Source organism: Telluria sp. GW821-FHT07G12, assembly GCF_059418525.1.
Genome location: NZ_JBWKQA010000001.1, coordinates 610,589 through 635,529, shown reverse-complemented (window position 1 = coordinate 635,529; position 24,941 = coordinate 610,589). Strand labels below are relative to the sequence as shown.

At 65.3% G+C, this 24,941-nt stretch carries 24 protein-coding genes; 6 read left to right on the top strand and 18 right to left on the bottom strand.

The features are described from left to right. Positions 1 to 336 carry a hypothetical protein gene (locus AC07PE_RS03020; protein ID WP_498761448.1) on the top strand — a complete coding sequence of 112 codons (336 nt, stop codon included), beginning with the start codon at positions 1 to 3 and terminating at the stop codon, positions 334 to 336. Positions 337 to 505: 169 nt separating this feature from the next. After that, entirely contained in the window at positions 506 to 1,693 is a 1,188-nt protein-coding gene (locus AC07PE_RS03015) for a glycosyltransferase family 9 protein (protein ID WP_498761446.1), read from the top strand. Positions 1,694 to 1,697: 4 nt separating this feature from the next. Here the strand turns inward: AC07PE_RS03015 and AC07PE_RS03010 are convergent, their stop codons facing one another. From AC07PE_RS03010 to argA, 4 genes are all read right to left on the bottom strand, one after another. Continuing rightward, positions 1,698 to 3,089: a T6SS immunity protein Tli4 family protein gene (locus AC07PE_RS03010; protein ID WP_498761444.1), complete on the bottom strand. Its 1,392-nt coding sequence runs from the start codon at positions 3,087 to 3,089 to the stop codon at positions 1,698 to 1,700. Then, on the bottom strand, positions 3,082 to 4,776 hold the full coding sequence (locus AC07PE_RS03005; RefSeq protein ID WP_498761442.1) for an esterase/lipase family protein: 1,695 nt from the start codon (positions 4,774 to 4,776) through the stop codon (positions 3,082 to 3,084). Before AC07PE_RS03005 ends, AC07PE_RS03010 begins: the two co-directional genes overlap by 8 nt. A 303-nt stretch (positions 4,777 to 5,079) precedes the next feature. After that, a complete protein-coding gene (locus AC07PE_RS03000; RefSeq protein ID WP_498761440.1) occupies positions 5,080 to 5,352 on the bottom strand; it encodes an oxidative damage protection protein in 273 nt (90 codons plus the stop codon). Between the two features lie 35 nt (positions 5,353 to 5,387). Then, positions 5,388 to 6,710: an amino-acid N-acetyltransferase gene (gene argA, locus AC07PE_RS02995; RefSeq protein ID WP_498761438.1), complete on the bottom strand. Its 1,323-nt coding sequence runs from the start codon at positions 6,708 to 6,710 to the stop codon at positions 5,388 to 5,390. Between the two features lie 46 nt (positions 6,711 to 6,756). Here argA and hrpA point away from each other — a divergent pair, with 46 nt between their 5' ends. After that, complete coding sequence (gene hrpA / locus AC07PE_RS02990; RefSeq protein ID WP_498761436.1) at positions 6,757 to 11,046, top strand: ATP-dependent RNA helicase HrpA; 4,290 nt, start codon at positions 6,757 to 6,759, stop codon at positions 11,044 to 11,046. Next, complete coding sequence (locus tag AC07PE_RS02985; protein WP_498761434.1) at positions 11,043 to 11,855, top strand: alpha/beta hydrolase; 813 nt, start codon at positions 11,043 to 11,045, stop codon at positions 11,853 to 11,855. The genes hrpA and AC07PE_RS02985 overlap by 4 nt, the downstream gene beginning before the upstream one ends. Here the strand turns inward: AC07PE_RS02985 and AC07PE_RS02980 are convergent. Then, a complete protein-coding gene (locus tag AC07PE_RS02980) occupies positions 11,842 to 12,930 on the bottom strand; it encodes a tartrate dehydrogenase (protein WP_498761432.1) in 1,089 nt (362 codons plus the stop codon). The genes AC07PE_RS02985 and AC07PE_RS02980 overlap by 14 nt on opposite strands. Before the next feature lie 96 nt (positions 12,931 to 13,026). Here AC07PE_RS02980 and AC07PE_RS02975 point away from each other — a divergent pair, with 96 nt between their 5' ends. Further along, entirely contained in the window at positions 13,027 to 13,917 is an 891-nt protein-coding gene (locus AC07PE_RS02975; protein ID WP_498761431.1) for a LysR substrate-binding domain-containing protein, read from the top strand. Here the strand turns inward: AC07PE_RS02975 and AC07PE_RS02970 are convergent. The 6 genes from AC07PE_RS02970 to AC07PE_RS02945 form a co-directional block, all read right to left on the bottom strand. Further along, positions 13,905 to 14,471 carry a DUF6622 family protein gene (locus tag AC07PE_RS02970; protein ID WP_498761429.1) on the bottom strand — a complete coding sequence of 189 codons (567 nt, stop codon included), beginning with the start codon at positions 14,469 to 14,471 and terminating at the stop codon, positions 13,905 to 13,907. The two genes, AC07PE_RS02975 and AC07PE_RS02970, sit on opposite strands and share 13 nt — an antisense overlap. A 78-nt stretch (positions 14,472 to 14,549) precedes the next feature. After that, on the bottom strand, positions 14,550 to 14,921 hold the full coding sequence (locus AC07PE_RS02965) for a hypothetical protein (protein WP_498761427.1): 372 nt from the start codon (positions 14,919 to 14,921) through the stop codon (positions 14,550 to 14,552). Next, positions 14,918 to 15,778 carry a helix-turn-helix domain-containing protein gene (locus AC07PE_RS02960; protein WP_498761425.1) on the bottom strand — a complete coding sequence of 287 codons (861 nt, stop codon included), beginning with the start codon at positions 15,776 to 15,778 and terminating at the stop codon, positions 14,918 to 14,920. The genes AC07PE_RS02965 and AC07PE_RS02960 overlap by 4 nt, the downstream gene beginning before the upstream one ends. Positions 15,779 to 15,790: 12 nt before the next feature. Beyond that, on the bottom strand, positions 15,791 to 16,633 hold the full coding sequence (locus tag AC07PE_RS02955) for an alpha/beta fold hydrolase (protein WP_498761423.1): 843 nt from the start codon (positions 16,631 to 16,633) through the stop codon (positions 15,791 to 15,793). Between the two features lie 10 nt (positions 16,634 to 16,643). Continuing rightward, positions 16,644 to 17,003 carry a nuclear transport factor 2 family protein gene (locus AC07PE_RS02950; RefSeq protein ID WP_498761421.1) on the bottom strand — a complete coding sequence of 120 codons (360 nt, stop codon included), beginning with the start codon at positions 17,001 to 17,003 and terminating at the stop codon, positions 16,644 to 16,646. A gap of 112 nt (positions 17,004 to 17,115) precedes the next feature. After that, positions 17,116 to 17,829 carry a PRC-barrel domain-containing protein gene (locus tag AC07PE_RS02945; RefSeq protein WP_498761419.1) on the bottom strand — a complete coding sequence of 238 codons (714 nt, stop codon included), beginning with the start codon at positions 17,827 to 17,829 and terminating at the stop codon, positions 17,116 to 17,118. A gap of 171 nt (positions 17,830 to 18,000) precedes the next feature. On the opposite strand from AC07PE_RS02945, the gene AC07PE_RS02940 reads away from it, so the two are divergent. Then, positions 18,001 to 18,123 (top strand): hypothetical protein, encoded by a 123-nt coding sequence (locus tag AC07PE_RS02940; RefSeq protein WP_498761417.1) that lies wholly within the window; start codon positions 18,001 to 18,003, stop codon positions 18,121 to 18,123. 48 nt (positions 18,124 to 18,171) lie between these two features. Here the strand turns inward: AC07PE_RS02940 and yghU are convergent, their stop codons facing one another. The 7 genes from yghU to AC07PE_RS02905 all read right to left on the bottom strand — a co-directional run bounded on the left by yghU (position 18,172) and on the right by AC07PE_RS02905 (position 24,940). Further along, complete coding sequence (yghU, locus tag AC07PE_RS02935; protein ID WP_498761416.1) at positions 18,172 to 19,026, bottom strand: glutathione-dependent disulfide-bond oxidoreductase; 855 nt, start codon at positions 19,024 to 19,026, stop codon at positions 18,172 to 18,174. Between the two features lie 94 nt (positions 19,027 to 19,120). Then, positions 19,121 to 19,459, bottom strand: coding sequence for a TfoX/Sxy family protein (locus AC07PE_RS02930; RefSeq protein ID WP_498761414.1), 339 nt, complete (start codon positions 19,457 to 19,459; stop codon positions 19,121 to 19,123). 47 nt (positions 19,460 to 19,506) lie between these two features. Further along, positions 19,507 to 20,505 carry an aldo/keto reductase gene (locus tag AC07PE_RS02925; protein WP_498761412.1) on the bottom strand — a complete coding sequence of 333 codons (999 nt, stop codon included), beginning with the start codon at positions 20,503 to 20,505 and terminating at the stop codon, positions 19,507 to 19,509. Between the two features lie 90 nt (positions 20,506 to 20,595). Then, positions 20,596 to 21,690 carry a protein-glutamate methylesterase/protein-glutamine glutaminase gene (locus AC07PE_RS02920; protein ID WP_498761410.1) on the bottom strand — a complete coding sequence of 365 codons (1,095 nt, stop codon included), beginning with the start codon at positions 21,688 to 21,690 and terminating at the stop codon, positions 20,596 to 20,598. Further along, positions 21,691 to 22,506, bottom strand: a complete 816-nt coding sequence (locus AC07PE_RS02915; RefSeq protein WP_498761408.1) for a CheR family methyltransferase — start codon at positions 22,504 to 22,506, stop codon at positions 21,691 to 21,693. Positions 22,507 to 22,513: 7 nt separating this feature from the next. Beyond that, complete coding sequence (locus AC07PE_RS02910; RefSeq protein WP_498761406.1) at positions 22,514 to 23,002, bottom strand: chemotaxis protein CheW; 489 nt, start codon at positions 23,000 to 23,002, stop codon at positions 22,514 to 22,516. Positions 23,003 to 23,011: 9 nt separating this feature from the next. Continuing rightward, positions 23,012 to 24,940 (bottom strand): HAMP domain-containing methyl-accepting chemotaxis protein, encoded by a 1,929-nt coding sequence (locus tag AC07PE_RS02905; RefSeq protein WP_498761404.1) that lies wholly within the window; start codon positions 24,938 to 24,940, stop codon positions 23,012 to 23,014. Between the last annotated feature and the right edge of the window lies 1 nt (position 24,941).

The window sequence follows — 24,941 nt, the reverse complement described above, 5'->3', positions numbered from 1 at the left end:
ATGCAGCGTCTGCCAGTCACGATGTTCCTTGCCGCACTTCTCGGCGGCTGTGCGATGTTCCACCAGCCGCTGCCGCCGGCGCCCGCCGCGGCGCCGCTGGCGTCCAAGCCCGCCGGACCGGTGGACGCGGACGGCACGCCCATCCAGAAGCTGCCGTTCCGCCTCGGCGTCTCCTCGAGCACCGTCGAGAAGATGGCGAAGCAGCAGGCCTGCATGGGCGGGCAGGGGGCCGGCCTGGTCACCGAACAGGGGCCGGTCGAGGTCTACCGCATGCAGTGCGATAACGGCAAGGTGTTCATGGCGCGCTGCGAGATGCGCCAGTGCCGGCAGATGTAAGCAGCCTTGATTTCCTCCCTATCCCATTTCAAGCGTGCGCCGCGGATTTTTGCAGTGCAGCATCCTATCGTCTTGACATAACTTTACGAACTCTTACAGTTGATTTGCATTTTTTGCTGGTAATTGCTCATAGAATTTTCGCATCGTCTTCTGTGTAGAACGGAACAACATGAAAGTTTTAGCTGGACAGTCTCTCAGGCTCGATGCGATCCATTTCGAGGCGCCGGCCGTAACGGCCCCGCTGGTTGCGCCGGCACTGCTGCGGCAGGCCGACAAGATCCTCTTCATCGCCCACCTTGCCCTCGGCGACTTCACTTATCTGCAAGGCTGCTTCCAGGCCTTTGCGCGGGCGTATCCGCACCTGAAGATCCATTTGTGGGTCGACGAGCGCCGCCGCACCAGCCGCTCCAGCGAGTGGGCCCACCTCAAAAAGTATGCGCTGTACGACTGGCTGGCCGAGTGCCCGGCCATCGCCAAGGTCTATGACGAAACGTACAGCCCGCAGGTCTATCGCGAATCGCTGGAGCAGGCGCGGCAGGAGGAGTATCTGATCGTGGTCTCGCTGGCCGTGCTGGAGCGCCACAAATACGCCAGCCTGGCGCGCAGCATCAGCCCGCATGGCTTCGTGGTCGGGCAGAAGAAGCGCGTGCGGCCCTGGGACCTGCCCAAGCGCCTCATCTACCGCAAGCTGGACGCCTTCATTCCGGCCTATACGCCGGCATCGCATCCGGACCAGCACATCAGCGACATCTACGCAGGCTGGTTCACCCAGCTGTTCGGCATGGAGATCCCGCGCGCGGCGCGCTTCCCGGTGCTGCGCATCGCCGACCGCTGGATCGCCTATGCGCGCCGGCAGTTTGCCGACTGGGGCTTCATGGACGTGGACGGCAGGCCGTCCCGCGTCGTGTTCGTCAACGCGTTTTCCAAGTCGGTGGAACGCAGCTGGCCGCTCGAGCGTGTCATCGGGCTGATCCGGACCATGCGCTGCCGGCCGGAGTGGGGCGACGTCGGCTTCGTGGTCAACGTCGTGCCCGAGGAACTGGCGCGCGCCCGCGAGCTGTTTGCCGGCGCGGGCCTGGAGCGGACCCACCTGTTCAGTGCCGAGGACAATTTCTTCCAGCTGCCGGCCGTGCTGAGCCTGTGCGAACTGATCATTTCGGTGGAGACGGCCGTGATGCACCTGGCGAATGCCGTGCACGTGCCCGTCATCGCACTGATGCGGCAGAACAATCCGGAATGGGCGCCCATCGACCGCGCCAACAGCACCGTGATCACGGCGCCGGAACATGGCGACTGGGTCGACAAGATCGGCGTGCAGGATGTGATGCGGGTGCTGGCAGCCTTCGGCAGGCTGTAAGGGTTCAGGCAGCGCCCGCGGGCCCCCCTTCAGCCGGCGGCACCGCCGGCAGGAGCCGTGTGCGGCTGCGGCGATCGACCAGCGTCCAGCCGGTCGGTTGCTCGAGCCGGTAGCTGGCCTGGACGCCGCGCAGCTTGTTCCACAGCGATTGCGGCCGCGACAGCAGGGCCTGCGGCATGCGCTGGCCCTTGGTCAGGAACTGGCGCTGGCCGCCCGCGACCCTGGCGCCGTTGCCGCCGTCCTGGCATTGCCACCAGCCTGATACGGGACAGGTGTCGCCTGCCGAGGCCGTGTCGCCCGGCTTTGGCCCTGGCGGCACGTCGCGCTTTGCCGGCGGCGCACCGGTCGGGCGCACCCGGATGCTGGACGAGATCTTGTCCCAGAGCTGGAGCATGGCGTCTTCGCCGAGGAAGCTCGTCACCGGCCGGGCGCCGGCATTCACGGGATGGCCGGTCGACATTTCCAGGTGCATGAAGGGGACGTAGACATTGTCCTCGGTGCCGTTCACTTCCCAGTTGAACCCGAAGGTGTGCACGAAGTTCAGCTCGGTCCACCGCTCCGCCACTTCGCCGCCTTCGATGCCGTCGATGCTGCGCTTGCCTTTTCTGAGCTTGTCCATCAATGGCTTTTGCCACAGCGGCATTTCTGCGTCGACTGCCGTATCGCGCGCCAGACGGTCTTCCTTGTCGGGTTTCGTGCCGGCGCGTGTGGTGAGGGCCAGGGCAAGGTCGGGATGATCCTGGAAGCCGGCAAAGATCGTTACCCCTTCGGTGTCGTCGGCTGACAAGGGTTCCACGAACATGCCGGGACCAAAGCAGAAGCCCGCGGCCATAGGAATCTCGTTCGCCGGGACGAGCCGCAGTTTGTCGATCAGCTTGCGCAAGTCGCCGACGCGTTCTGCGTCATAGCCATCGGCCTTAAAGTTAAAACTTTTCCCATTCGAATGGACATAGGCTTCCAGCTTCACGTTTATCCATTCCACCGGTTTCCCATTTTCTTGTCCTTTTGTAATGGTCCTGCCGAATATGAAAATTTTTCCGACAAACCCGTGATTGTCATATTGGTCGAGCTTTTCCAGGCTTTTCTTGCCAAGTTCGTTTTGTTCAGCCTCGATCTCGGTTTGTCGTGTCAAGACACGTGCGTCAAAGGTTTCCCTTGTTTCCTCCTGCCCTGAAATCCACAAGCCATCCACGAAAACTTGACTATATGAATAGTCCATCTTGGCTGGGAGATCGATAAGGAACCTGCCAACACAAACTGTTTTCATCTGCTCAGTGAGTTGTCCCACTGTATAACGGTCCATCATCGAATTTCCTATGCCGTAAAGAAGATAAATCCCATAGAGTGTCGCCAAGACACCGAAAAATGGATGCACCTTCTTTTTTGGCTTATCCATTCTTGCCGAATTCCTGGACAACTTTGACGATGCAGTAGCAGGTCAGCAGGATGCTGTCGTGATGCTTGTAGCTTTCCTGATGACGATAGCCATGCGTGGCAAATAAGGTCTTGACCTTGCCTTTCGGGCCCGCGCCGGATTGGTCCGACACAGTATCGTCGCCCGTCGATTCCTGCTGCTCGATGGAAAAAGTAAGAACCATCTTGCCCTCGACTTCCACCGTCCGGCTACCGTCGGGTCCATGGGCCAGACATTTTGCGCTTCGAATATTTGCGGCAGTAACTGGCACTGGTGAATACACGCTGGAGGCCTGCGCCACCCAGCGGATCTGTCCGTAACTCGGATGATTCTTATCTGCGCCGTAGTAAGCGAAGCTGAGAGGGTGGTAATAGTCCGAAAGCCATTGGTGAAACTTTTCTGCGATTGAAATGGCCTCGTTAATTTTTTTGCCCACCTCGCCTTCTTTCTTGTATAGCTTGGCAGGATCGGCCAAACCCGGATTGATTAACCTATACCACGAGCTCATATCGCGATATAAATCGTAGGGATTCGGCTGAGATTCACTTGGTAAATGCAGGCAGTCGTTGGATGCGTCACGGCGTTCGCCATGAGCAGGCGCGTTCACGACGCTGGCGTGCAGCCAGGGCCGCGGATGCATCTGGTTGGGCAGCAGTTCGAGCGCACCAGGCGACACCGCCATGACCGGCGTCGTATCCTCGGGCCGCCGGCCGGCGATGTCGGCAAACTTGCCTGCCTTGAAGTTATCGACCTTGCCGTTGACCGGACCTTCGCATTCGGTGCCGCAGGCCAGGCGGCGGTAGGCCAGAGGCGTCCCTAGCGCTGGCATCACGCCATGGATCACCCCTGCAATCTTGTCGGGAATTCGTTTCGCACAGGCACGCGCAACCAAGCCGCCCATCGAATGGGTGATAAGAATGACTTTCTCGCACTGATGTTTGCGCTTGTTCCACCAGTCGATGATGTCCTGAATACGCTTTTCCAGGCGCTTTGCCGATTCGCCGCAAGATCGTAACCAGTTGTAGCCGCAGGCATAGATTGGATATTGGTACTCGGCATATTTTTCCAATTCGGCTTCAGTCAAAGGCGCCACCGAGCGCACCCCCCAGCGCTTGAGCGTATCGCCTTCCATTGCCTGCATGACTTCTTTCCAGCGGCTACGGATGTGCCGTTTATTCAGCGCGTCGAACTGGAAAGTCATTTCCAGATGGCTCTGCAGTTCGAACAGCAAGGTGCCGTAGGAGCCATTGAAGATTTCTCCCCAGCCGCGTTCGCGCATGACGCTGCGTTCCAGATAGCAAGAACCGATATCCAGGTCGCCGCTATCGTCGACTTCTACATAGTCCGGATGAAGAATCAGCTGGCGCATTCTCGGGCTTCGCTTTTTCCAATCGGTAGCATAAAGCAGGGCGGCACTATCGCTGTTCGGCGGCCGCCATGCCGGTTCGCCGGGTCTGAGCGGATAGCCTGCTGGCAAGGGTACATCGCGCCTGACCCGCAGATTAGTTCCCATAGTTCCCGGAATAAATATGACCGGAACAACTTTGTTAGAACCTTTGTACACCAGGCCGCGTGTCTTCAAACTGGTCGGCGTCAGAACCGTGCGTACATGCAGGCTCCCGTCTTCATTGATTACGGGATCTTTTAATCTTCGCAATGGATCAGTCATGTTTGCCTTTCGCGATAAACGTGCAGTGCAGGCATGACAGACGCTCGGCGCTCCTGTTCGGTTCCGGGCTTTACGAGGCGCACTTTAGATCGCGGGCAAAGGATGACTTGCGTAATCTGCAGTGCACCAATTCCTTGCGAGCAGTACCGGTTTTATTTGAAATATTGCGAAGAAAAACTATTCACCGATCTATTGAGTAAGACGCGGCAGCAAAAAAGAATGAAAAGAAATTTGCCGGCTGGCGGCGCAAAGGCGGCAGGGTTGGGCGACGCAGGACACGCCGCCCGAAGAACTTCTGGGTACTTAGGCGGTCGGCGGCACGTAGCCGGCAGCCTGGTCGGCGCCTTCGCCGAAGAAATGGCGTTCCATCTGGGTTGCCAGATACTTGCGTGCGCGGGCGTCGGCCATGTTCAGGCGGTTTTCGTTGATCAGCATGGTCTGGTGCTTGAGCCAGCCCTGCCACGCTTCCTTCGACACGCTTTCGTACAGCTTCTTGCCCAGTTCGCCAGGGTAGGGCGGAAAGTCCAGTCCTTCGGCTTCCTTGTTCAGTTTGACGCAGTGGACGGTGCGGGCCATGTTCTTGCTCCTGGTTCGATTCGGGAAAACCTAGATTATAAGGTCTTGATGAAAATCTGCGACCGGCGCTGCCAGTTATACATGTGGGCGCGGTCCTTCGGCAGGTCGTCGACGGTGGCCGGGACGAAGCCGCGCTTCTTGAACCAGTGCGCGGTGCGGGTAGTCAGCACGAAGAGTTTCGTGAGGCCGGCGGCGCGCGCGCGGTTCTCGATATTCTTCAGGATGCGTTCGCCGTCGCCCTGGGTCTGGGCGTCCGGGCTCACGGTCAGGCAGGCCATCTCGCCCATCTTCTCGCCCGGGAAAGGGTAGAGGGCGGCGCAGCCGAAGATCACGCCATCGTGGTCGATGACGGAGAAGTGGTCGATCTCGCGTTCGATCAGCTCGCGCGGGCGCTTGACCAGGGTGCCGTCGGCTTCCAGCGGCTCGATGAGCTTGATAATTCCGCCGACGTCCTCAATTGTGGCCTGTCGCAGGCTTTCCAGGTTCTCGTGGCTGATCATGGTGCCCACGCCGTCGTGGGTGAACAGCTCGAGCAGGGCCGAGCCGTCCATCTCGTAAGGCACGATGTGCGAGCGGTCGACGCCGCTGTTGCAGGCCTTGATCGCATGCTGCAGGTAGAACGAGGCGTCGGCCGGCAGGAAGCCCGCCTGCAGCACGGCTTCGGCCTGGTGCGAGGACAGTTCGCGGATCTCGGCGCCGGCGGCGTCCTTCATCATCGGCGTTTCGGTAATGAAGATGAGCTTTTCGGCATGCAGGGCGATGGCGGCCTGCGCGGCCACGTCCTCCATGGTCAGGTTGAACACCTCGCCGGTCGGCGAGAAACCCAGCGGCGACAGCAGCACGATATTGTCTTCGGTCTGCAGGATCGGGTGGATCTTTTCGGCCGCGATCTTGCGGGTGACGCCGGTCAGTTCGAAGTCGACGCCGTCGATCACGCCAAGCGGGCGCGCGGTCACGAAGTTACCCGAGACGACGCTGATATGCGCATTCGACATCGGCGTATTCGGTAAACCCTGGCTGAAGGCCGCTTCGATATCCAGGCGCAGTTCGCCGGCCGCTTCCTTCGCGCACTCCATCGCCGCGCTGTCGGTGATGCGCACGCCGTTATGGAAGCGTCCCTCGACGTTGCGCAGGCCGAGCTGCTCGGCGACCTGGGGCCGCGAGCCGTGCACCAGCACGACGCGGATGCCGAGGCCGACCAGCAGGGACAAGTCCTGGGCCAGCACCGGCAGGGCGCCGGAGGCGACGAGTTCACCGGGGAAGGCGACGACGAAAGTCTTGCCGCCGAATGCATGAATATACGGCGCGACCGAGCGCAGCCACTGGACGAATTGGGTAGGGTTTTCCATTTGCCGCATTATAATTGGCTGCGCGACTTGCGCACCAAATACCTTGTAAAAATCAATGTCTGAACAGAGTAACAAGCCTTCGCCGAGCCCGGCGCGCGCAGCTTCCCCCGACCGCAATCCGAACCAGCCACGCAAGGATGCCGGCGGCGCCGACATGCGCGCGCCGCTGACTAAGACGCCGGAGCTGCAGGCCAAGCCGGAACGCGTGCACCGCGAGGCGGGCGAGCGCCGTGGCGGCGATGGTCGCCAGGGTGGTGGACGCAGCCCGCAAGGTGCGCTGGCGAACGCGCTCGCGCAGGCGAAGGTGCGTGCGCCGGCCGCCGCGCCGCAAGGCGGTGAACGTGGCCAGCAACGCAAGGCCGGTGAGGGTGAGCGTCGTCCGCGTGAAGAAGGGCGCAAGGAGCAGCCGCGCGGCGAACGCAAGCCGCCGATGCGCACGCCGCTGCCGACGATTACCTTCCCCGAAGACCTGCCGGTCTCCGGCCGCCGCAAGGAGATCGCCGAGGCCTTGTCGAAGCACCAGGTCATCATCGTCTCCGGCGAAACCGGTTCCGGCAAGACGACCCAGCTGCCGAAGATCTGCCTGGAGCTGGGCCGCGGCGAGAAGGGCATGATCGGCCATACGCAGCCGCGCCGTATCGCCGCATCGAGCACCGCCAAGCGCATCGCCCACGAACTGGGCACGCCGCTGGGCGAGCACGTCGGCTACAAGGTGCGCTTCAACGACACGCTGCAGCCGGGCGCCTGGGTCAAGCTGATGACCGACGGTATCCTGCTGGCCGAGACCCAGACCGACCCGCTGCTGAAAGCCTACGACACGATCATCATCGACGAGGCCCACGAACGCAGCCTGAACATCGACTTCCTGCTCGGCTACCTGAAAGAGATCCTGCCGCGCCGCCCGGACCTGAAGATCATCATCACCTCGGCGACCATCGACGCCGACCGCTTCGCGCGCCACTTCGGCACGCCCGAGAAGCCGGTGCCGGTGATCGAAGTCTCGGGCCGCCTGTACAAGGTCGAGGTGCGCTACCGCCCGGTCGACCGCGACCCGGTGGCCGCCGCTCCTGCCAGCGACGGCAAGGCGGTCTCGAAAGCCCAGGCCGCGCGCGACAAGCGCGACCTGATCGACGCCGTGGTCGATGGCGTGGATGAACTGTGCCGCCTGGGGCAGGGCGACGTGCTGGTCTTCCTGCCCGGCGAGCGCGAGATCCGCGACTGCGCCGAAGCCTTGCGCAAGCAGCATCCGCCGCACGTCGAGATCCTGCCGCTGTTCGCCCGCCTGTCGGTGGAGGAGCAGGACCGCGTCTTCAAGACCACCAACGCGCGCCGCATCGTGCTGGCGACGAACGTAGCCGAGACTTCGCTGACCGTGCCCGGCATCCGCTACGTGGTCGACTCCGGCCTGGCCCGTGTAAAACGCTACAGCTACCGCAACAAGGTCGAGCAGCTGCAGGTGGAAAGCATCGCGCAGTCGGCGGCCAACCAGCGCGCCGGCCGTTGCGGCCGCGTGGCCGACGGCGTCTGCATCCGCCTGTACGAGGAAGACGATTTCCTGCAGCGTCCGAAATTCACGGACCCGGAGATCCTGCGTTCCTCGCTGGCCTCCGTCATCCTGCGCATGAAGTCCCTGCACCTGACGGATGTGGAGACCTTCCCCTTCGTCGAACCGCCGCAGGGCCGCGCGATCGCCGACGGTTACCAGTTGCTGCAGGAACTGGGCGCGGTCGACGATGCCAACGAGCTGACCGCCATGGGCCGCAAGCTGGCCAAGCTGCCGCTCGACCCGCGCGTGGGCCGCATGATCCTGGCCGCCGTGGACAACAACTGCCTGACCGAGATGCTGATCATCGCCTCGGCGCTGTCGGTGCAGGACCCGCGCGACCGGCCGATGGAGTACCAGCAGCAGGCCGACGAGAAGCACAAGAAATTCGCCGACGAGAAGAGCGAGTTCCTCAGCTATATCAAGATCTGGCGCTGGTTCGAGCAGGCCATCGAGCACAAGAAGTCGAACCGCCAGCTGATGGAAACTTGCCGCGAGAACTTCCTCTCGCAGCTGCGCCTGCGCGAGTGGCGCGACGTGCACTCGCAACTGCTCACCATCGTCAAGGAGCAAGGCTGGCGCCTGAGCGACGCCGCGGCTACCTACGAGCAGCTGCACATGGCGCTGCTCACCGGCCTGCTGGGGAACATCGGCTACAAGATGGAAGACGATTCGGGCGCCTACCTCGGCGCGCGCGGCATCAAGTTCCACATCTGGCCGGGTTCCTATCTGGGCAAGAAGGCGGGCAAGTGGGTGATGGCGGCGGAGCTGGTTGAGACCACGCGCCTGTATGCGCGCACGCTGGCGCAGATCCAGCCCGAGTGGATCGAGAAGATCGGCGGGCACCTCCTGAAGAAATCCTGGGGCGAGCCGCGCTGGGAAAAGCGCAGCGCCCAGGTGACGGCGAGCGAGCGCGCGACCCTGTATGGCATCGTCGTCTACAGCCAGCGCCGCATCAACTACGCCAACATCAATCCGCAGGAGGCGCGCGAGATCCTGATCCGCGACGCGCTGGTGGCGGGCGATTACGAAACCCGTGCGCCCTTCTTCGCGCACAACCACAAGCTGATCCGCGAAATCGAGAACCTCGAGCACAAGTCGCGGCGCCTGGACGTTTTGGTCGACGACCAGCTGATCGCGGCCTTCTACGACAAGGAGATCCCGGGCGACATCGTGAACGGCGCCGGCTTCGAGAAGTGGTACAAGGACGCCTCGCGCGACAACCCCAAGCTGCTCTTCCTGAACAAGGAGGAGCTGATGCGTCACGAGGCGGCCGGCGTCACCACCGAGCTGTTCCCGAAGACCATGAACGTGACCGGCATCGAGATGGCCTTGAGCTATCACTTCGAGCCGGGCAGCCCGCGCGACGGCGTCACTTTGAGCGTGCCGCTGTTCGCGCTGAACCAGATCCCGCAGGAGCGCCCGGGCTGGCTGGTGCCGGGCATGCTGAAGGAAAAAGTGCAGCTGCTGCTGAAGTCCCTGCCGCAAAAGCTGCGCCGCCACTGCGTGCCGCTGCCGGACTACGCGGCCGGCTTCTTCGAGCGCAACCAGGACCCGGTGCGCTTCGGCCGCGGCGACCTGATCGACGCCCTGATCGCGGACATCCACCAGCACACCAGCGCGCGCGTGCTGACCACCGACTTCAAGCTGGAGACCCTGCCGGCCCACCTGGCCATGAATTTCAAGGTGGTCGACGAGCATGGCCGCCAGCTCGAGATGGGGCGCAACCTGGCGACCCTGCAGGCGGAGCTGGGCGGCCAGGCGCGCCAGAGCTTCCAGCGCATGGCGGAATCGACGCCGGCGGCCGTGGCCAGCGGGCAGGCGCGGGCGCAGGCGGCGTTTGGCAAGCCCGGTGCCGCGTCCGGCTCGGCTGCTGCCCCGGCCCCGGTTGCGAATGCGCCGGCTGCGAAGGGGAAGGAAGCGCCACAGGCTCCGGCCAACACCGGCGTCAGCCAGCACACCAATATCACCAGCTGGACTTTCGGCGAGCTGCCGGAGCTGCTGGAGATCAATCAGGGCAAGCTGACCCTGATCGGCTTCCCGGCCCTGGTCGACAAAATTACCCATTGCGACCTCGAAGTCTTCGACGACCCCAACGTGGCCGCGCGCACCCACCGCATCGGCCTGCGCCGCCTGTTCGCGCTGCAGTTCAAGGACCAGTTGAAGTTCGCCGAGAAGAACATCCCCGGCCTGCAGCAGATGGGCATGCAGTTCATGTCGGTCGGTTCGCAGGACGACTTGCGCGAGCAGATCGTCAACAAGGCCATCGACATCGCCTGTTTGCAGGACCCGCTGCCGATTGATGCCGCCACCTTCAACAAGCGCAAGGACGAGGGCAAGGGCCGCATCGGCCTCTTGATCAACGAGATCGCGCGCCTGGTGGGGCAGGTGCTGGCCGAGTTCCACGGCATGCCCAAGCGCCTGCAGAACCTGCCGCCGGCGGTGGCTGCGGACATGCAGGCGCAGTTGAAGGAGCTGGTGCACAAGCGCTTCATCGCCGAGACCGAGTACAGCCAGCTGGCCCACTTCCCGCGCTACCTGAAGGCGATGAACGTGCGTCTCGAGAAGCTGCGCACGAATACGGCGCGCGACGCCCAGCTGATGGCGGAGTGGCAGACGGCAGCGACCCAGTTCCAGCGCACCATCAAGAACCAGCCGCTGAAAAACCTGGATCCGCGCATGACGGATTTCCGCTGGATGCTGGAAGAGCTGCGCGTGTCGCTGTTCGCGCAGGAGCTGAGGACGCCGATGCCGGTGTCTTCCAAACGTTTGCAAAAAGTGTGGGAGTCGATGCTGCGATGAAGTTACATACCCTGGCGCTGGCCGCGATGCTGGCCTTTGCGAGTACCGCTGCGCCGGCGGCGCCGGTAACGGCATCCGCAGCCGTGCCGCTCTCGATCGGCGACACCTGGACCATCGCCTCCACCGCGCTCGGCGAGATCCGCCGCATCAACGTCTACGTCCCGGCCGGCATCCCGGCAGGCACGCCGCTGCCGGTGCTGTACATGCCGGACGGCGGCATGCTGGAAGACTTCCTCCACGTGGCCGGCCTGCTGCAGGTCGGCGCCGGCAATGGCACCATGCGGCCCTTCCTGTTGGTCGGCATCGAGAACACCCAGCGCCGCCGCGACCTCACCGGCCCCACCGAGGTCGCGAAGGACCGCACGATCGCGCCCGTGGTCGGCGGCTCGCAGGCCTACCGCAACTTCATCCGCACCGAGCTGATGCCGGAAGTGGAAAAGCGCTACCGCGTCACGGGCGAGCGGGCGATCGTCGGCGAATCGCTGGCCGGGCTGTTCGTGGTCGAGACGCTGGCGCTGGAGCCCGACCTGTTCGACACCTACATCGCCATCGATCCCAGCCTGTGGTGGAACGACCGCCAACTGGCGAAGCGCCTGACTGCGCAAGCGCCCAGGATCACGGGCAGGAAGGCGCTGCACATCGCGTTCAGCGCCGATGGTCTGCCGGACGTCGATCCGGCGATGAGGTCCAGTCTCGGCAAGGCGCCGGGCCTGGACTTCAGCTACGAAGCGTGGCCGGGCGAGACCCATGCCACCATCTACCATCCGGCCGCATTGAAGGCCTTCCGCGCGCTGCTCAAGCCTCGCTGAGCAGGTAGCGGCCGATCGCCTCGCCGACTTCGGTGGTGCTGGCCGCACCTTGCATGTCCGGCGTGCGCGGCCCCTCGACCAGACACCACTCGATGGCGCGCAGGATGGCGTCGTGGGCCGCGGTGTAGCGGGCCTCGCCCTGGCCGAGGAAGTCCAGCATCATCGCGCCGGACCAGATCATCGCGATCGGGTTGGCGATGTTCTTGCCGTAGATGTCGGGCGCGGAGCCGTGCACCGGTTCGAACAGCGAGGGGAAGCGGCGCTCGGGATCGAGGTTGGCCGAGGGCGCGATGCCGATCGTGCCGGTGCAGGCCGGGCCGAGGTCGGACAGGATGTCGCCGAACAGGTTCGACGCGACCACCACGTCGAAGCGCTCCGGCGACAGCACGAAGCGCGCGGCCAGGATATCGACGTGGTACTTGTCCCAGGCGACCTCCGGATAGGATTCGCCCATCGCGGCCAGGCGCTCGTCCCAGTAGGGCATCGAGATCGCGATGCCGTTCGACTTGGTGGCGGCGGTCAGGTGCTTCTTCGGACGCTTTTGCGCGAGCTCGAAGGCGTACTTCAGGATGCGGTCGGTGCCGTGGCGGCTGAAGATGGCTTCCTGCAGCACGATCTCGCGCTCGGTCCCTTCGAACATGCGTCCGCCGACCGAGGAGTACTCGCCTTCGGTGTTTTCACGGACCACGTAGAAATCGATGTCGCCCGGCTGCTTGTTGGCGAGCGGGCAGGGCACGCCCGGCATCAGGCGCACCGGGCGCAGGTTCACGTACTGGTCGAACTCGCGGCGGAACTTGAGCAGCGAACCCCATAGCGAAACATGGTCCGGCACCGTGGCCGGCCAGCCCACGGCGCCGAAGTAAATGGCCTCGAAGCCGTCGAGCTGCTGCTTCCAATCGTCCGGCATCATCTGGCCATGTTTGGCGTAGTAGTCGCAGTCGGCCCAGGCGAAGGTCGTGAGTTCGAGCGGGATATCGAAACGGCGTGCCGCGGCTTCCAGCGCGCGCAAGCCTTCGGGCATGACTTCCTTGCCGATGCCGTCCCCGGCGATCACGGCGATCTTATGCGTTTTCATACTGTTTCCTTCCTGGCGATTGAACGAATATGCTCAGGATAGCCAGAAACGCTGCGTTTATAATCGTGCCAAATGTAGCTTCAGGAAACACGAATCGTGAATAATCTGCTCGAAAACGAAGATCTCAGGGTATTCGTGACCGTGGTGCGCAAGGGAAGCTTCGCCGGCGCGGCGGCCGAACTCGGCATGTCGGCCGCTTATGTCAGCAAGCGCATCGGGGTGCTGGAGGGGCTGCTGGGCGTGCGCCTGTTCCAGCGCACCACCCGGCGGGTCGTGATCACGGAAGACGGCGAGCGGGTCTTCGCGCGCGCCCAGGCCATCCTCGAGAACCTCGACGACCTGGTCGACGAAGTCTCGGAGCGCCGCCGCGAGCCGGCCGGGCGCGTGCGCATCTGCAGCAGCTTCGGCTTCGGCCGGAATATCGTGGCGCCGGCGATCGCGAAGCTGGTCGCCGCCTATCCGGCGCTGCAGATCCGCTTCGAGGTGTTCGACCGCCTGGTCGATCCGGTGGCCGAAGGCTTCGACCTCGACGTGCGGATCGGCGACGATATCGCGCCCAAGCTGATCGCGCGGCGCCTGATGGACAACCACCGCATCCTGTGCGCGGCGCCGGACTACCTGGCGCGCCGTGGCGTGCCGAAGAACCTGCAGGAGCTCACGGGCCACCAGTGCCTGGCCATCAAGGAGCGCGACCATCCCTTCGGCGTGTGGCGCCTGCACGGGCGGCATGGCGAGGAGACGGTCAAGGTGTCGGGGCCGCTGTCCACCAACCACGGCGAGATCGCCCTGCGCTGGGCCGTCGAAGGCGCGGGCATCGTGCTGCGTTCCTTGTGGGACGTCCAGCCGCACCTGGACGCCGGCCGCCTGCTGCCGGTGCTGCCCGAGTACACGCAGGAGGCCAATGTCTGCGCCGTGTATCCGCAGCGTTTGGCCGGTTCGGCCAAGCTGCGGGTGTGTGTGGAGTTCCTGGAAGCTCAGCTGGCCTGAGCCGCGGCGCCTGCAGCCACCGGCATGCCGCGCAAACCCGCCACGTCGCGTGCCAGGCGGCCCAGGAAGCAGCCGCTGAAGACGCCGAACAGGGCGCACACGGCGGCTGCGACCAGCGCATCCTGGCGCGCATGCGGCATTACCGCCAGCAGCACCGAGGCCGCGTACTTGGTGAAGAAGATCGCCATCATCATCGCCAGCGGCACCCAGCTGCCGCGCACCATCACGCTGCCGGGCGTGGCGGCAGGCGCGGTGCGGCTGCGGCCGAACTTCCACACCAGCAGCGCGGTGGCGGCTGCAGCGGCGGCCCATGCTCCCAGCGGCAAGGCGTTCGGGCCGAACTTCGCGACCACGTCCTGCAGCGACAGCGCCAGCATGATGGCCGGGACGATGAACAGGCTGCGGACCGTCATCTCGCGGTCGCGCAGGGCGGCCGTGCCGCGCCAGACCAGAACGGCGAGGATGATCCAGACGTAGGCGGGGGTATGGGTCAGGATTTGCTGCAGCATGGCGTTCTCCGTAGTGTGCGTTGAGGTGCGCCCACTTTGCCCCACGCGGGGCAGCGGTGAGAAGCCATGCGACGAAGCGCAGCCGGGCGGCGCGAGTTGCGCACCGGCGGCGCGAGTTGCGTGTCAGGCAGGGCGCACGTCGCCGAGCCGGCGCCAGACCGCGTAGAACACCAGGGCCCCGGCCAGTCCCTTCAGCCCGGCGAGCAGCACACCCTCGCCATCGCCCAGCCACGCCGGCAGCGCCCCGATGACGAAGCCGCCGATGGCGACCGTGGCCCAGCCGAGGCGTCCCGTGCGGCGCAGTAGCAGGAAGAGCGGCACGCCGACGACGAACACGCAGACGGCGGCAAAGGCGAAGTGCATCGCGAGGACCAGGGCCACCGTCGGCGCTTCCAGGACCGACATAAAATAATGGGCATGCGCCGCGGCGTAGATCAGCGGCTGGATCAGCGTGGCCGCCATGCCGGCGATCCAGAGGCGCAGCGGCGTCTTCATCGTCCGAACCTTTCACGGAACCAGTCGCCGGACGTCGCATCGGCCGGGAAGAAGGACTCCAGCCGCAGCTCGTGCACCGTGACGTCGTGCGGCGTGCCTAGGGTGGTGATGGTGGTGAACAGGTTCAGGCGCACGCCCTCGTGCGCGATCTGCAGCGGCAGGAAGGGTAAAGCGCGCCGCTCCAGGTTCGGAACATGGCCGACGGAAGGCATGCCGGGCAGGCCGGACAGCTCGGCCAGCAGCGCGGTGGCTTCGCTGCCCGGGCCGTCGGCCATGGCCTCCCTCTGGATCCACAGCAGGCTGTCGGCGCACACGGCTTCCCAGTTGAGGAGGCGCGGGCGCAGGCCGTCGGGGCTGAGCATCAGGCGCAGCACGTTGATCGAGCCGTCGCGCGGGATCGCGGCATCCGCGGGCATCCCGAGCAGCCACTTCATCATCCCGGCGGCGGGCTCGTTGAACATCACCAGGTTCCACAGGCGGTCGACCACCAGCGCGGGGAAGGGCGCCTGCTGGCGCAGCATGAATTCGAGGGCCTGCATCACGCTGGCCAGCTCGGGGTCGGACAGGCTGCGTTCCTGGTAGGCGGGCGCGAAGCCGGCCGCCAGCAGCATCGCGTTGCGCTGGCGGAGCGGGACGTCGAGCGCAATGCCGAGCTTCAGGATCAGGTCGCGGCTGGGCTGCGAACGGCCGCTCTCCAGGAAGCTCAGGTGGCGCTGCGAGACCCCGCTGTCCGCGGACAGCCGCAGCTGGCTGACGCCGCGCCGCGTGCGCCAATAGCGCAGCGCGGAGGCGAAGTCGCTGAAGTAACCACTCCCATAGCCGGCGCCGCTGCCGGCGCGGCCGTCCATGTCGTCCATGTGCGCTCCTGTTCAGTCGCGCCCAATGTAACCGGGCTCCTTGATGAACTCAAGCAGATCCGCATTCACGCGCTCCACATGGGTCAGGAACATGCCGTGCGCCGCGCCTTCGATCACGTGCAGGCGCACGTTCGGGATCAGGGCCGCGCTGCGGCGCGCGGTCAGATCGAGCGGGGCCGAGACGTCGCGGTCGCCGGCCACGATCAGCACCGGCACGTCGATCGAGCGTAGTTCATCGGCCATGTCGGCGCCCTGGACCGCGGCGTGGCAGTCGTGCAGGGCCTGCAGCGAGGTATCGAGGGCCATCGCGGCCAGCCAGGCCCTGGTGGTGGCGTTCGCGCCCGGTACGAAACGCTCGATGTTCTCCTCGATCCAGAGCGGAAAATCGCGCAGCAGCTGCAGGCTGCGGAACTGCTCCAGCAAGGTCGGGTCGACGCCCTCCGGGTTGGCCTGCGACAGCGTCACACCCGGCGTCATCGGCCCGAGCAGGGCGATGCGCTCGACGCGGCTGCTGCCGAAGCGGCTCAGGTAGCGGACGATCTCGTTGCAGCCCATCGAGTGGCCGACCAGCGTCACCTTGCGCAGGTTTAGCGCGTCGATGACGGCGGCGATGTCGCCGGCCAGGGTATCGAAGTCGTAGCCGCCGCCCGGATCGCTGGAGCGGCCGTGGCCGCGGCGGTCGAAGGCGATGCAGCGCAGCCCGCGCTGGTGCAGGGCCATCATCTGGTAGCCCCAGGAGCTCGATGCCATGGACCAGCCGCCGACGAACAGGACGGTGCCGGCCTGCGCCTGGCTGCCGGGCCAGTCGCGGTAGAACAGGTGGACGCCATCCGGGGTGGCAACATGTGCATTCATGGCCGTCCCCTCAGGCAGCGTCGAGGAAACCGGTCACCTTGACCAGGCGCCCGTGACCGTCGACGTAGGCGACATCGCTGCCCTTCGCGACCGGCGCGCCGGGACCTTCCGGGGCCAGCGTCCACGAGAAGCGCACGACGTCGTTGTGCCCGTCCGGCGTGCCGTGCAGGCAGAAGCGGTGGCCGGGGAATTGCCGCTGGGCGGCGGCGATCATGCTGTCGATGCCTTCGATGCCGCTGCCGCGCATCATCGGATCGGTGTAGGTGGCGCCGGCCGCGAACAGCTGGGCGATGCGGGCGCGCCGGGTGATGTCGTCGCGCTCATTCCAGACGGCGAGGTAGCGGTCGGCGATGATGGTGGCGTGGTTCATGCTGGTCTCCTGTGGGTGGTGAATCGATGGAGACCAGTGTGCCGGGCAAAGCGCCGCGCGGCGATTACGTCCCAGGTAATCACCGCCGCGCGGCGCCGCCGCGGTTGGCGTGTCAGCCGATATTGCTACCGCGGATCTTGCTTATATCCTTGTCGCCGCCCACGTTGCCGGCACGCGGATCGGTGCTGATGCCGGCACCACTGCCAGCGCTACTCCCGCTGCCGCCGGCGCTGCCGGCCCCGAGATCGCCCGCACCGGCGCCGCCGCCCACGCCCGAGGCAAGGCCCGCGCCCGTGGTACCGGTGCCGCCCGCATGGCCGGCGCCCAGGCCGCCCATGCCCGCGCCCGTCCCGGACATCGAGCCGGCGCCGCCCGGCGTGCCGCGCATGCCGACGTCAGGGCCCATGCTGGGCGCGCCGCTGCGGGTCGGGTCGGTGCCGTAGAAGCTGTGGACCGAGCTGGCCCACCGTTCGTCGGCCATGTCGGGCCAGGCGTCCTTGTTGAAGCCGGGCGCGTTCTGCAGGCTTTCCTTTTCGACGTCCAGCACGAAGCGTTTGTTGACGGTGTCCAGGTGGAGTGCCTGCCAGGGCACGGCGAACAGCTTTTCGCCCATGCCGAGGAAGCCGCCGAAGGACAGTACCGCATAGGCGACCTGGCCGGTGTTCATGTCGAGCATGATTTCCTTGATGTCGCCCAGGTCTTCGTTGGCGGCATTGACGACGCCGTCGCCGAGCAGGGTGTCGGCACCCATCAGCGAGGGGCCGGGGCCGGCGCGGCCGGTGGTGTCCTTGTACATGCCGTATTTGTCGCGTTCCGAATAGGTCATGACAGTTCTCCTGGTGGTGTGGTTGTCGGTACAACCCAATCAGGGTAAGAGGCAGGACTTAAGCGTATCTGAGGAGGATCAATTGTGCCGGGTTGATCTCCTTATGCGAGGTGGCGCACAGAAGGCCTCATGCAGTGTGATTATTCTGATAAGAAATTGGAGACAATCAACATGCCCATCACCCAGCGCTGCAACTACGCCGGCCCACTCGGCCAGGCGATCCCGACCCGTTCGTTCGCCCATACCCTGTACACCCGTCTGCTCGGCGCGCTGATGCCGCGCCGATCCCGCTAGGCCCGCCCAGGACTGCCCGCGAACCCAGCCGGAAACGGGACCGGAAAATCAGTCCAGGTCGGACGCGTCGTGGCGCTCGGCCACCTGCTCCTCGGGCTTGCCGCGCACCCGGTTGACCCTGCGGCCGCGGGCGACCGCCGGACGCTGCGCTACCTCGTCGGCCCAGCGCCGCACCTGCTGGTACTTGTGCACGGACAGGAATTCGCCGGCCTCGTACAGCTCGCCCATCACCATCAAGCCGTACCAGGGCCAGATCGCCATGTCGGCGATGGTGTACTCGTCGCCGGTGATGAAGCGGCGCTCGGCCAGCAGGCGGTCCAGCACGTCGAGCTGGCGCTTGGTTTCCATCGCGTAGCGGTTGATCGGGTACTCCAGCTTTTCCGGCGCATAGGCGTAGAAGTGGCCGAAGCCGCCGCCCACGAAGGGCGCCGAGCCCATCTGCCACATCAGCCAGTTGAAGGTCTCGGTCCTGGCCGGCAGCTCGGTCGGCAGGAAGGCGCCGAATTTCTCGGCCAGGTAGACCAGGATGGAGCCGGATTCGAACACACGCACCGGTTTGTCGCCGCTGCGGTCGACCAGGGCCGGGATCTTCGAGTTCGGGTTGATCTCGACGAAGCCGCTGCCGAACTGCGCACCCTCGTTGATCTTGATGAGCCAGGCATCGTATTCGGCGCCGCTGTGGCCGGCGGCCAGCAGCTCCTCGAGCATGATCGTGACCTTCTGCCCGTTGGGCGTGCCCAGCGAATACAGCTGCAGCGGATGCTTGCCGACCGGCAGTTCCTGCTCGTGGGTGGCGCCGGCGATCGGGCGGTTGATGTTGGCGAAGGCGCCGCCCGACGGCGTGGCGGGCGACCAGACGCGCGGCGGGACATAGGTCGAGAAGGGGTTCGAGCTGCTGGTCATCGATTTCTCCTTGTTGGTGTGCTATCGAGGAGATAAATGATGCCGTAAATCCGGCACGCTTGCCGGAGGCGGCTACGGTGCACGCCTTGTCGTCTCAAGCTGCAGCCTTCCCGGCCTTCTTCTTCGGCTTTGGCAGCGGCATCAGCGCGGCAGTCTCCTCGATCAGGCGGCGCAGCTGCGCGGGATCGTCGAGCAGTTCGTCGGCGATCGGGTAATCCTTGGCGCCGGGGTAGGGCGGACCCTGCGGCAGGTCCGGCGCCAGGCTGGCCACGGCCTTCGAGGGCTTGATGAAGAGGCTGTTGTCGCAGGCGAAGGCGACGACTTTTTCGTCGAGGTAGAGCGCGTATTCGCCGAACAGCTTTTTGTACGTCAGGCGTTCGCCGAGACGCGCGGTTTCAAGGACGTACTCGACGAAACTCAGTTCGGTTGCCATGCTTGCTCTCAAGGATATCGATCCCGAAAGCGTAGCAGATAGCCGGCCTAGGCAACAGCTTTCCGCGGCGGCAGCGGCGCCTCCTGCGGCACCAGCCCCTCGGCGCGCAGCTCTTCCCAGAACGCCGCCGGAATCTCGGTGTGCATCAGGGTCGCATTGCGGCGCAGGTGCTCCGGACTGCTGGCGCCGGGGATGGTCGCCGCCACTACGGGATGCGCGACGCCGAACTGCAGCGCCGCCGCGGCCAGGTCGACGTGGTGGCGGCTCGCGACCTGGCGCATGTGCTCGCGGCGCTGGCGCTGCTCAGGGCTGGCCGGCTGGTAGTCGTAGTGCTCGCCGCCGGCCAGGAAGCCGGAATTGAAGGGACCGCCCAGCACCACGTGGGCGCCTCGTTGGGCGCACAGCGGGAACAGTTCCGCCAGCGGCGTGGTTTCCATCAGCGTGTAGCGGCCGGCCAGCAGGAAGATGTCGGGATCGGAATCGCGCAGCGCGCGCAGGCAGGGTTCGACCGTGTTCACGCCCAGGCCCCAGGCCTTGACGATGCCTTCTTCGCGCAGCTTGACCATGCCCTCGAAGGCGCCGCCCTTGCCGGCCGCGACCCGGTAGTGGCGCTCGAATTCGCTGCCGAACATGTCGGGCGAAAGGTCGTGCACGTAGGCGATGTCGATATGGCCGAGCGCCAGGCGCTGCAGGCTGTCCTCGACCGAGCGGCGCACGCCGTCGGCCGTGTAGTCGATCACGCGTTTGAAGGGCAGGGCGCCGACAAAGGGCGCCTCGATTTCGCCGGGCAGGTGAGGCGCCAGCAGGCGCCCGACCTTGGTCGACAGCGTGTACTCGTGGCGTGGATGGCGGCGCAGGGCCTGGCCGAAGCGGTGCTCGGACAGGCCGGCGCCGTAGTGCGGCGCGGTGTCGAAGTAGCGGATGCCGGCTTCCCAGGCGGCGTCGACGGTCGCATGGGCCGCGGCATCAAGGGTGGTGTGGTACATGTCGCCCAGCCCGGTACCGCCCAGGCCCAGGCGCGTGATCGGTCGATAGCGCTGGTTCACGGTGGATCCTTTCTCGTTCGTCGCCTGCGGTGCATGCTACACCGCGGGCGCGGCCGCACGATTGAAAGGATTTGCCGGGCTGCGCCGGCGCTAGCGCAGTCCCAGCTGCTGCAGGATCTCGCGGCCGATCGCACCCAGCGGCATGCTCTTCTCGACGCCGCCGCGCTTCACGGCTTCCTTCGGCATGCCGTAGACCACGCAGCTTTCCTCGTCCTGGGCCACGGTGCGGGCGCCGGCCTTGCGCATCTCGAGCAGGCCGGCGGCGCCGTCGTCGCCCATGCCGGTCATGATGATGCCGAGGGCATTCGCGCCGGCTTGCTTGGCCACCGAGCGGAACAGCACGTCGACGGAAGGACGGTGGCGGTTCACCAGCGGGCCGTCGATCACGTCCACGTGGTAGTTGGCGCCGTCGCGGCGCAGCAGCATGTGGCGGCCGCCGGGGGCGATCAGGGCGCGGCCCGGGTGCACGCGGTCGCCGTGGCGGGCTTCCTTCACCTCGAGCTGGCAGATTTTGTTGAGGCGCTCGGCAAAGGCGGCGGTGAATTTTTCCGGCATGTGCTGGACGATGACGATGCCGGGCGTGACGCGCGGCAGCGCAGTCAGCACTTCCTCGAGCGCCAGGGTGCCGCCGGTGGAGGTGCCGATGGCGACCACGCGCTCGGTGGTCTTCAGCGGCACACGCGTGTCGGCACCGGGCGGCAGGATCGCATCCGCGCTCAGCTTGGCCGCAACGGCAACCGGCGCCGCCGAAGCCGAGGGCACGCGCACAGCCAGGCGCCGCACGTTGACGTGGCTTGCGGCGCGCACCGCGGCCACCAGTTCGTCGGCGCTCTCGTTGAGGAAGTCCTTCAGGCCCAGCTTGGGCTTGGTGATGATGGACACCGCGCCGGCAGCCATCGCCGCCATGGTCGTCTCCGCCCCTTTTTCGGTGAGCGTGGAGCAGATCACCACCGGGGTCGGGCGCTCCGCCATGATCCGCTTCAGGAAGGTGATGCCGTCCATGCGCGGCATCTCGACGTCCAGCACGATCACGTCCGGCCACGCCTGCTTCATGCGCTCGATCGCCAGCAGCGGATCGGACACCGCATGCAGCAGCTTGATATCGGGCGCGCTTTCGAGGATTGCGCCCACGACCTTGCGGACGACCGCGGAGTCGTCCACCACCATCACATTGATTGTCTTCATTTACTTACGATATACCGAGGGCATCACGGTGGTCAGCGTGTCGTTGATCTCGTGCAGGCTTTCCGAGTGGCCGATGAAGAAGGTGCCGCCGGGCTTGATGTGCGAGGTCACGCGCGCGACCACCTGGCGCTTGGTGTCGCCGTTAAAGTAGATCATCACATTGCGCAGGAAGACGACGTCGTAGCTTCCCAGGTCGGAGGGCAGGTCGGTATTCAGGTTCACCTGGCGGAACTGCACGCGCTGGCGCAGCGCTTTATGTACCAGCAGCGTGCCGGCCTGCTCGCGGATGCCCTTCAGGCAGAACCGGCGCAGGTAGTCCTGCGGCACGTGGGTGGCGCGTTCCATCGGATAGTGGCCGGTCCGGGCGCGCTGCAGCACGCGGGTGCTGATGTCGGAGGCCACGACTTCCCAAGGGGCGTTGCCCAGCACGTCGGCCAGCACCATCGCGATGCTGTAGGGCTCTTCGCCGGACGAGCAGGCCGCGCTCCAGACCCGGAACGGCGCGCCGGCACGCAGATTCGGCCGCGCGCTTTCCGCCGCGTCGCGCAGCAGGTCGAAGTGGCGCGACTCGCGGAAGAAATAGGTCTCGTTGGTGGTCAGGAGGTCAACCGCCAGCTGCACCTCGTTCGCGTGCTGGCCGCTCTGCAGCAGCTTGAAATAGGCGTCGTAGGTCTGCAGCCCGTAGTGCTGCAGGCGCTTGGCGAGGCGGCCGCTGACCAGCGCCTTCTTCGAGTCCGACATCGTGATGCCGGCCATGTCGAAGATGAAGCGTCGGAAGCTGGCGAACTCGCTCTCGTTGATGGCGCAGTGCTGCACGCTGTCCTCAGGCGGCTGCCATTGCGGCTTCGGTGGAGGCCAGGTCCGGCAGGCCGTCCAGCGCCAGTACCTGTTCCACGTTCAGCAGGATCACGAACTTGCCGTTCAGCTTGCCCATGCCGGCGATGAAGTCGCCGCGGATGCGCGTGCCGAACGAAGGCGCCGGTTCGATCTCGGACGCGGGGATGTCCAGCACCGCGCTGACCGCATCGACCACGATGCCGGTCACCTGGCGCTCGCCCTCAAGCTCCAGTTCGACGATGACGATGCAGGTGCGCTTGCCTGGCACCGATTGCGGGCGGCCGAAGCGCGCCGCCAGGTCCATCACCGGCACCACCGCGCCGCGCAGGTTGATCACGCCGCGGATCGAGTCCGGCATCATCGGCACGTCGGTGATGCCGCCGAATTCGATGATCTCCTTCACCGCCATGATGCCGATGCCGAAGGACTCGCCGCCCAGCATGAAGGTCAGGTACTGCTTGATCGATTGTTCCATGTCCAACCCTCAGAAATGGGTGAAGTTGTTTTCGTCAGGCTCGGCCTGGGTGGCGAAGCTGTCGGCCAGGCGCAGGGCGCTGCCGCGGCGCACCGGGCGGACCACGGGCTGGCGCGCTGCGATGACCGGCTTGCGCAGGACATTGGCGGCGGCGTTACCGTCGATGCGGAAGAAGGCCATGGCGGCCTGCAGTTGCTCGGCCTGGCTGCTCATCTCTTCGGCGGTGGCCGCCAATTCTTCCGAACTGGAGGCGTTCTGCTGCGTGGTCTGGCTCATCTGGCCCACCGCGGCATTGATCTGGCCGACGCCGGCCGACTGCTCTTCCGAAGCCGCCGTGATTTCCTGCACCAGGTCCGAGGTCTTGCGGATGTTCGGCACCATGCGGTCCAGCAGCGAACCGGCGCGCTCGGCCAGCTCGACGCTGCTGGTCGCCACTTCGCCGATCTCCTGCGCCGCCACCTGGCTGCGTTCGGCCAGCTTGCGCACTTCGGCCGCAACGACCGCGAAGCCTTTGCCGTGGTCGCCGGCGCGCGCCGCTTCAATGGCCGCGTTCAGGGCCAGCAGGTTGGTCTGATACGCGATGTCGTCGATGATGCCGATCTGCTTGGCAATCTGCTTCATGGCCGTCACGGTCGCCTTGACCGCTTCGCCGCCTTCGGCCGCTTCGCGCGCGGCCTGGGACGCCATGCCGTCGGTGACGCGGGCGTTCTCGGTGTTCTGGGCGATCGAGGCTGTCATCTGTTCCAGCGAGGCGCTGGTCTCTTCGACGCCGGCGGCCTGCTCGGACGCCGCCTGCGACAGCGACTGCGCGGTGGCGCTGACTTCTTCCGATGCCGAGGCCAGCGACTGCGCGCTGCCGTTGACTTCACCGACCACCTGGGACAGCTTGTCCATGGTGTCGTTCGAATAGTCCTTCAGCTGCGCGAAGGCGCCCTGGTATTCCTTGTCGATGCGCTTGGTCAGGTCGCCCTCGGCCAGCGCGGACATCACGCGCACCACGTCGTCGACGCTGGCGCCGGTGGTCGCCACCAGCTGGTTCAGGCCATCGCCCATCTCTTTCTGGAAGCCCTGCATGCCCACGGTGTCGACGCGGACCTCGAAGTTGCCGCGGTTGGCGGCTTCCACCACGGCCCGCTGGCCGGCGATTACCTGGCGCAGCTTGCCGACCATCTGGCCGACCGCGAACAGCATGCTGCTGTCGTCGCCCTTGCGCGTGCTGACTTCGCCGGACAGGTCGCCGTCGGCGATGCGCTTGAGCAGTTCGGCTGCGTAGGCCGGCTCGCCGCCCAGGGTGCGGGTCAGGCTCAGCGTAATCCAGAAGGCCATGACGATGCCGATCAGGACAGCCGCCGCGCCCAGCACGATCAGCTCATTGCGGATCTCTGCGTATTCGATGGTGGTGGCCTTGCCGGTCTGTTCCATCGAGGAGTGCTGGTAGGCGATCAGTTTTTCGATCGCGCGGATGTAGGCGATCTGCTGGCCCTCGATCTGGTTCACCAGCAGCTCGCGCGCTTCCTGCGTCTTGCCTTCGTTGGCAAGGCGGATGAACTGCTCCTGGCCGCCCAGGTATTTATTGCGTTCGTCGACGATGGCGGCAAACAGCTGCTTGCCGTGTTCGGAACGGATGCGCTGCTTCAGCTGGTCCATGCCGTCGACGATTTCCTTGCGCGATTCTTCGATGCGCGCCAGTTCGCGGCGGCTGGTGTCCGGGCTGCTGGACACCACGATATTGCGCATGGCGATGGCGATGTCGTGGAGGTCGCCGATCAGATCGTAGCTGAGCACCACTTTCGGATACTTGTCGCCGACCATTTCGTCGACATTGTCCTTGACGTTGGCCAGGCTGCGGATGCCCAGCAGGACGACGGCCGCCAGCAGCAGGCTGACGACGCCGAAGCCCAGCGCCAGCCGGGTGCTGACTTTCAGATTACGGAACATG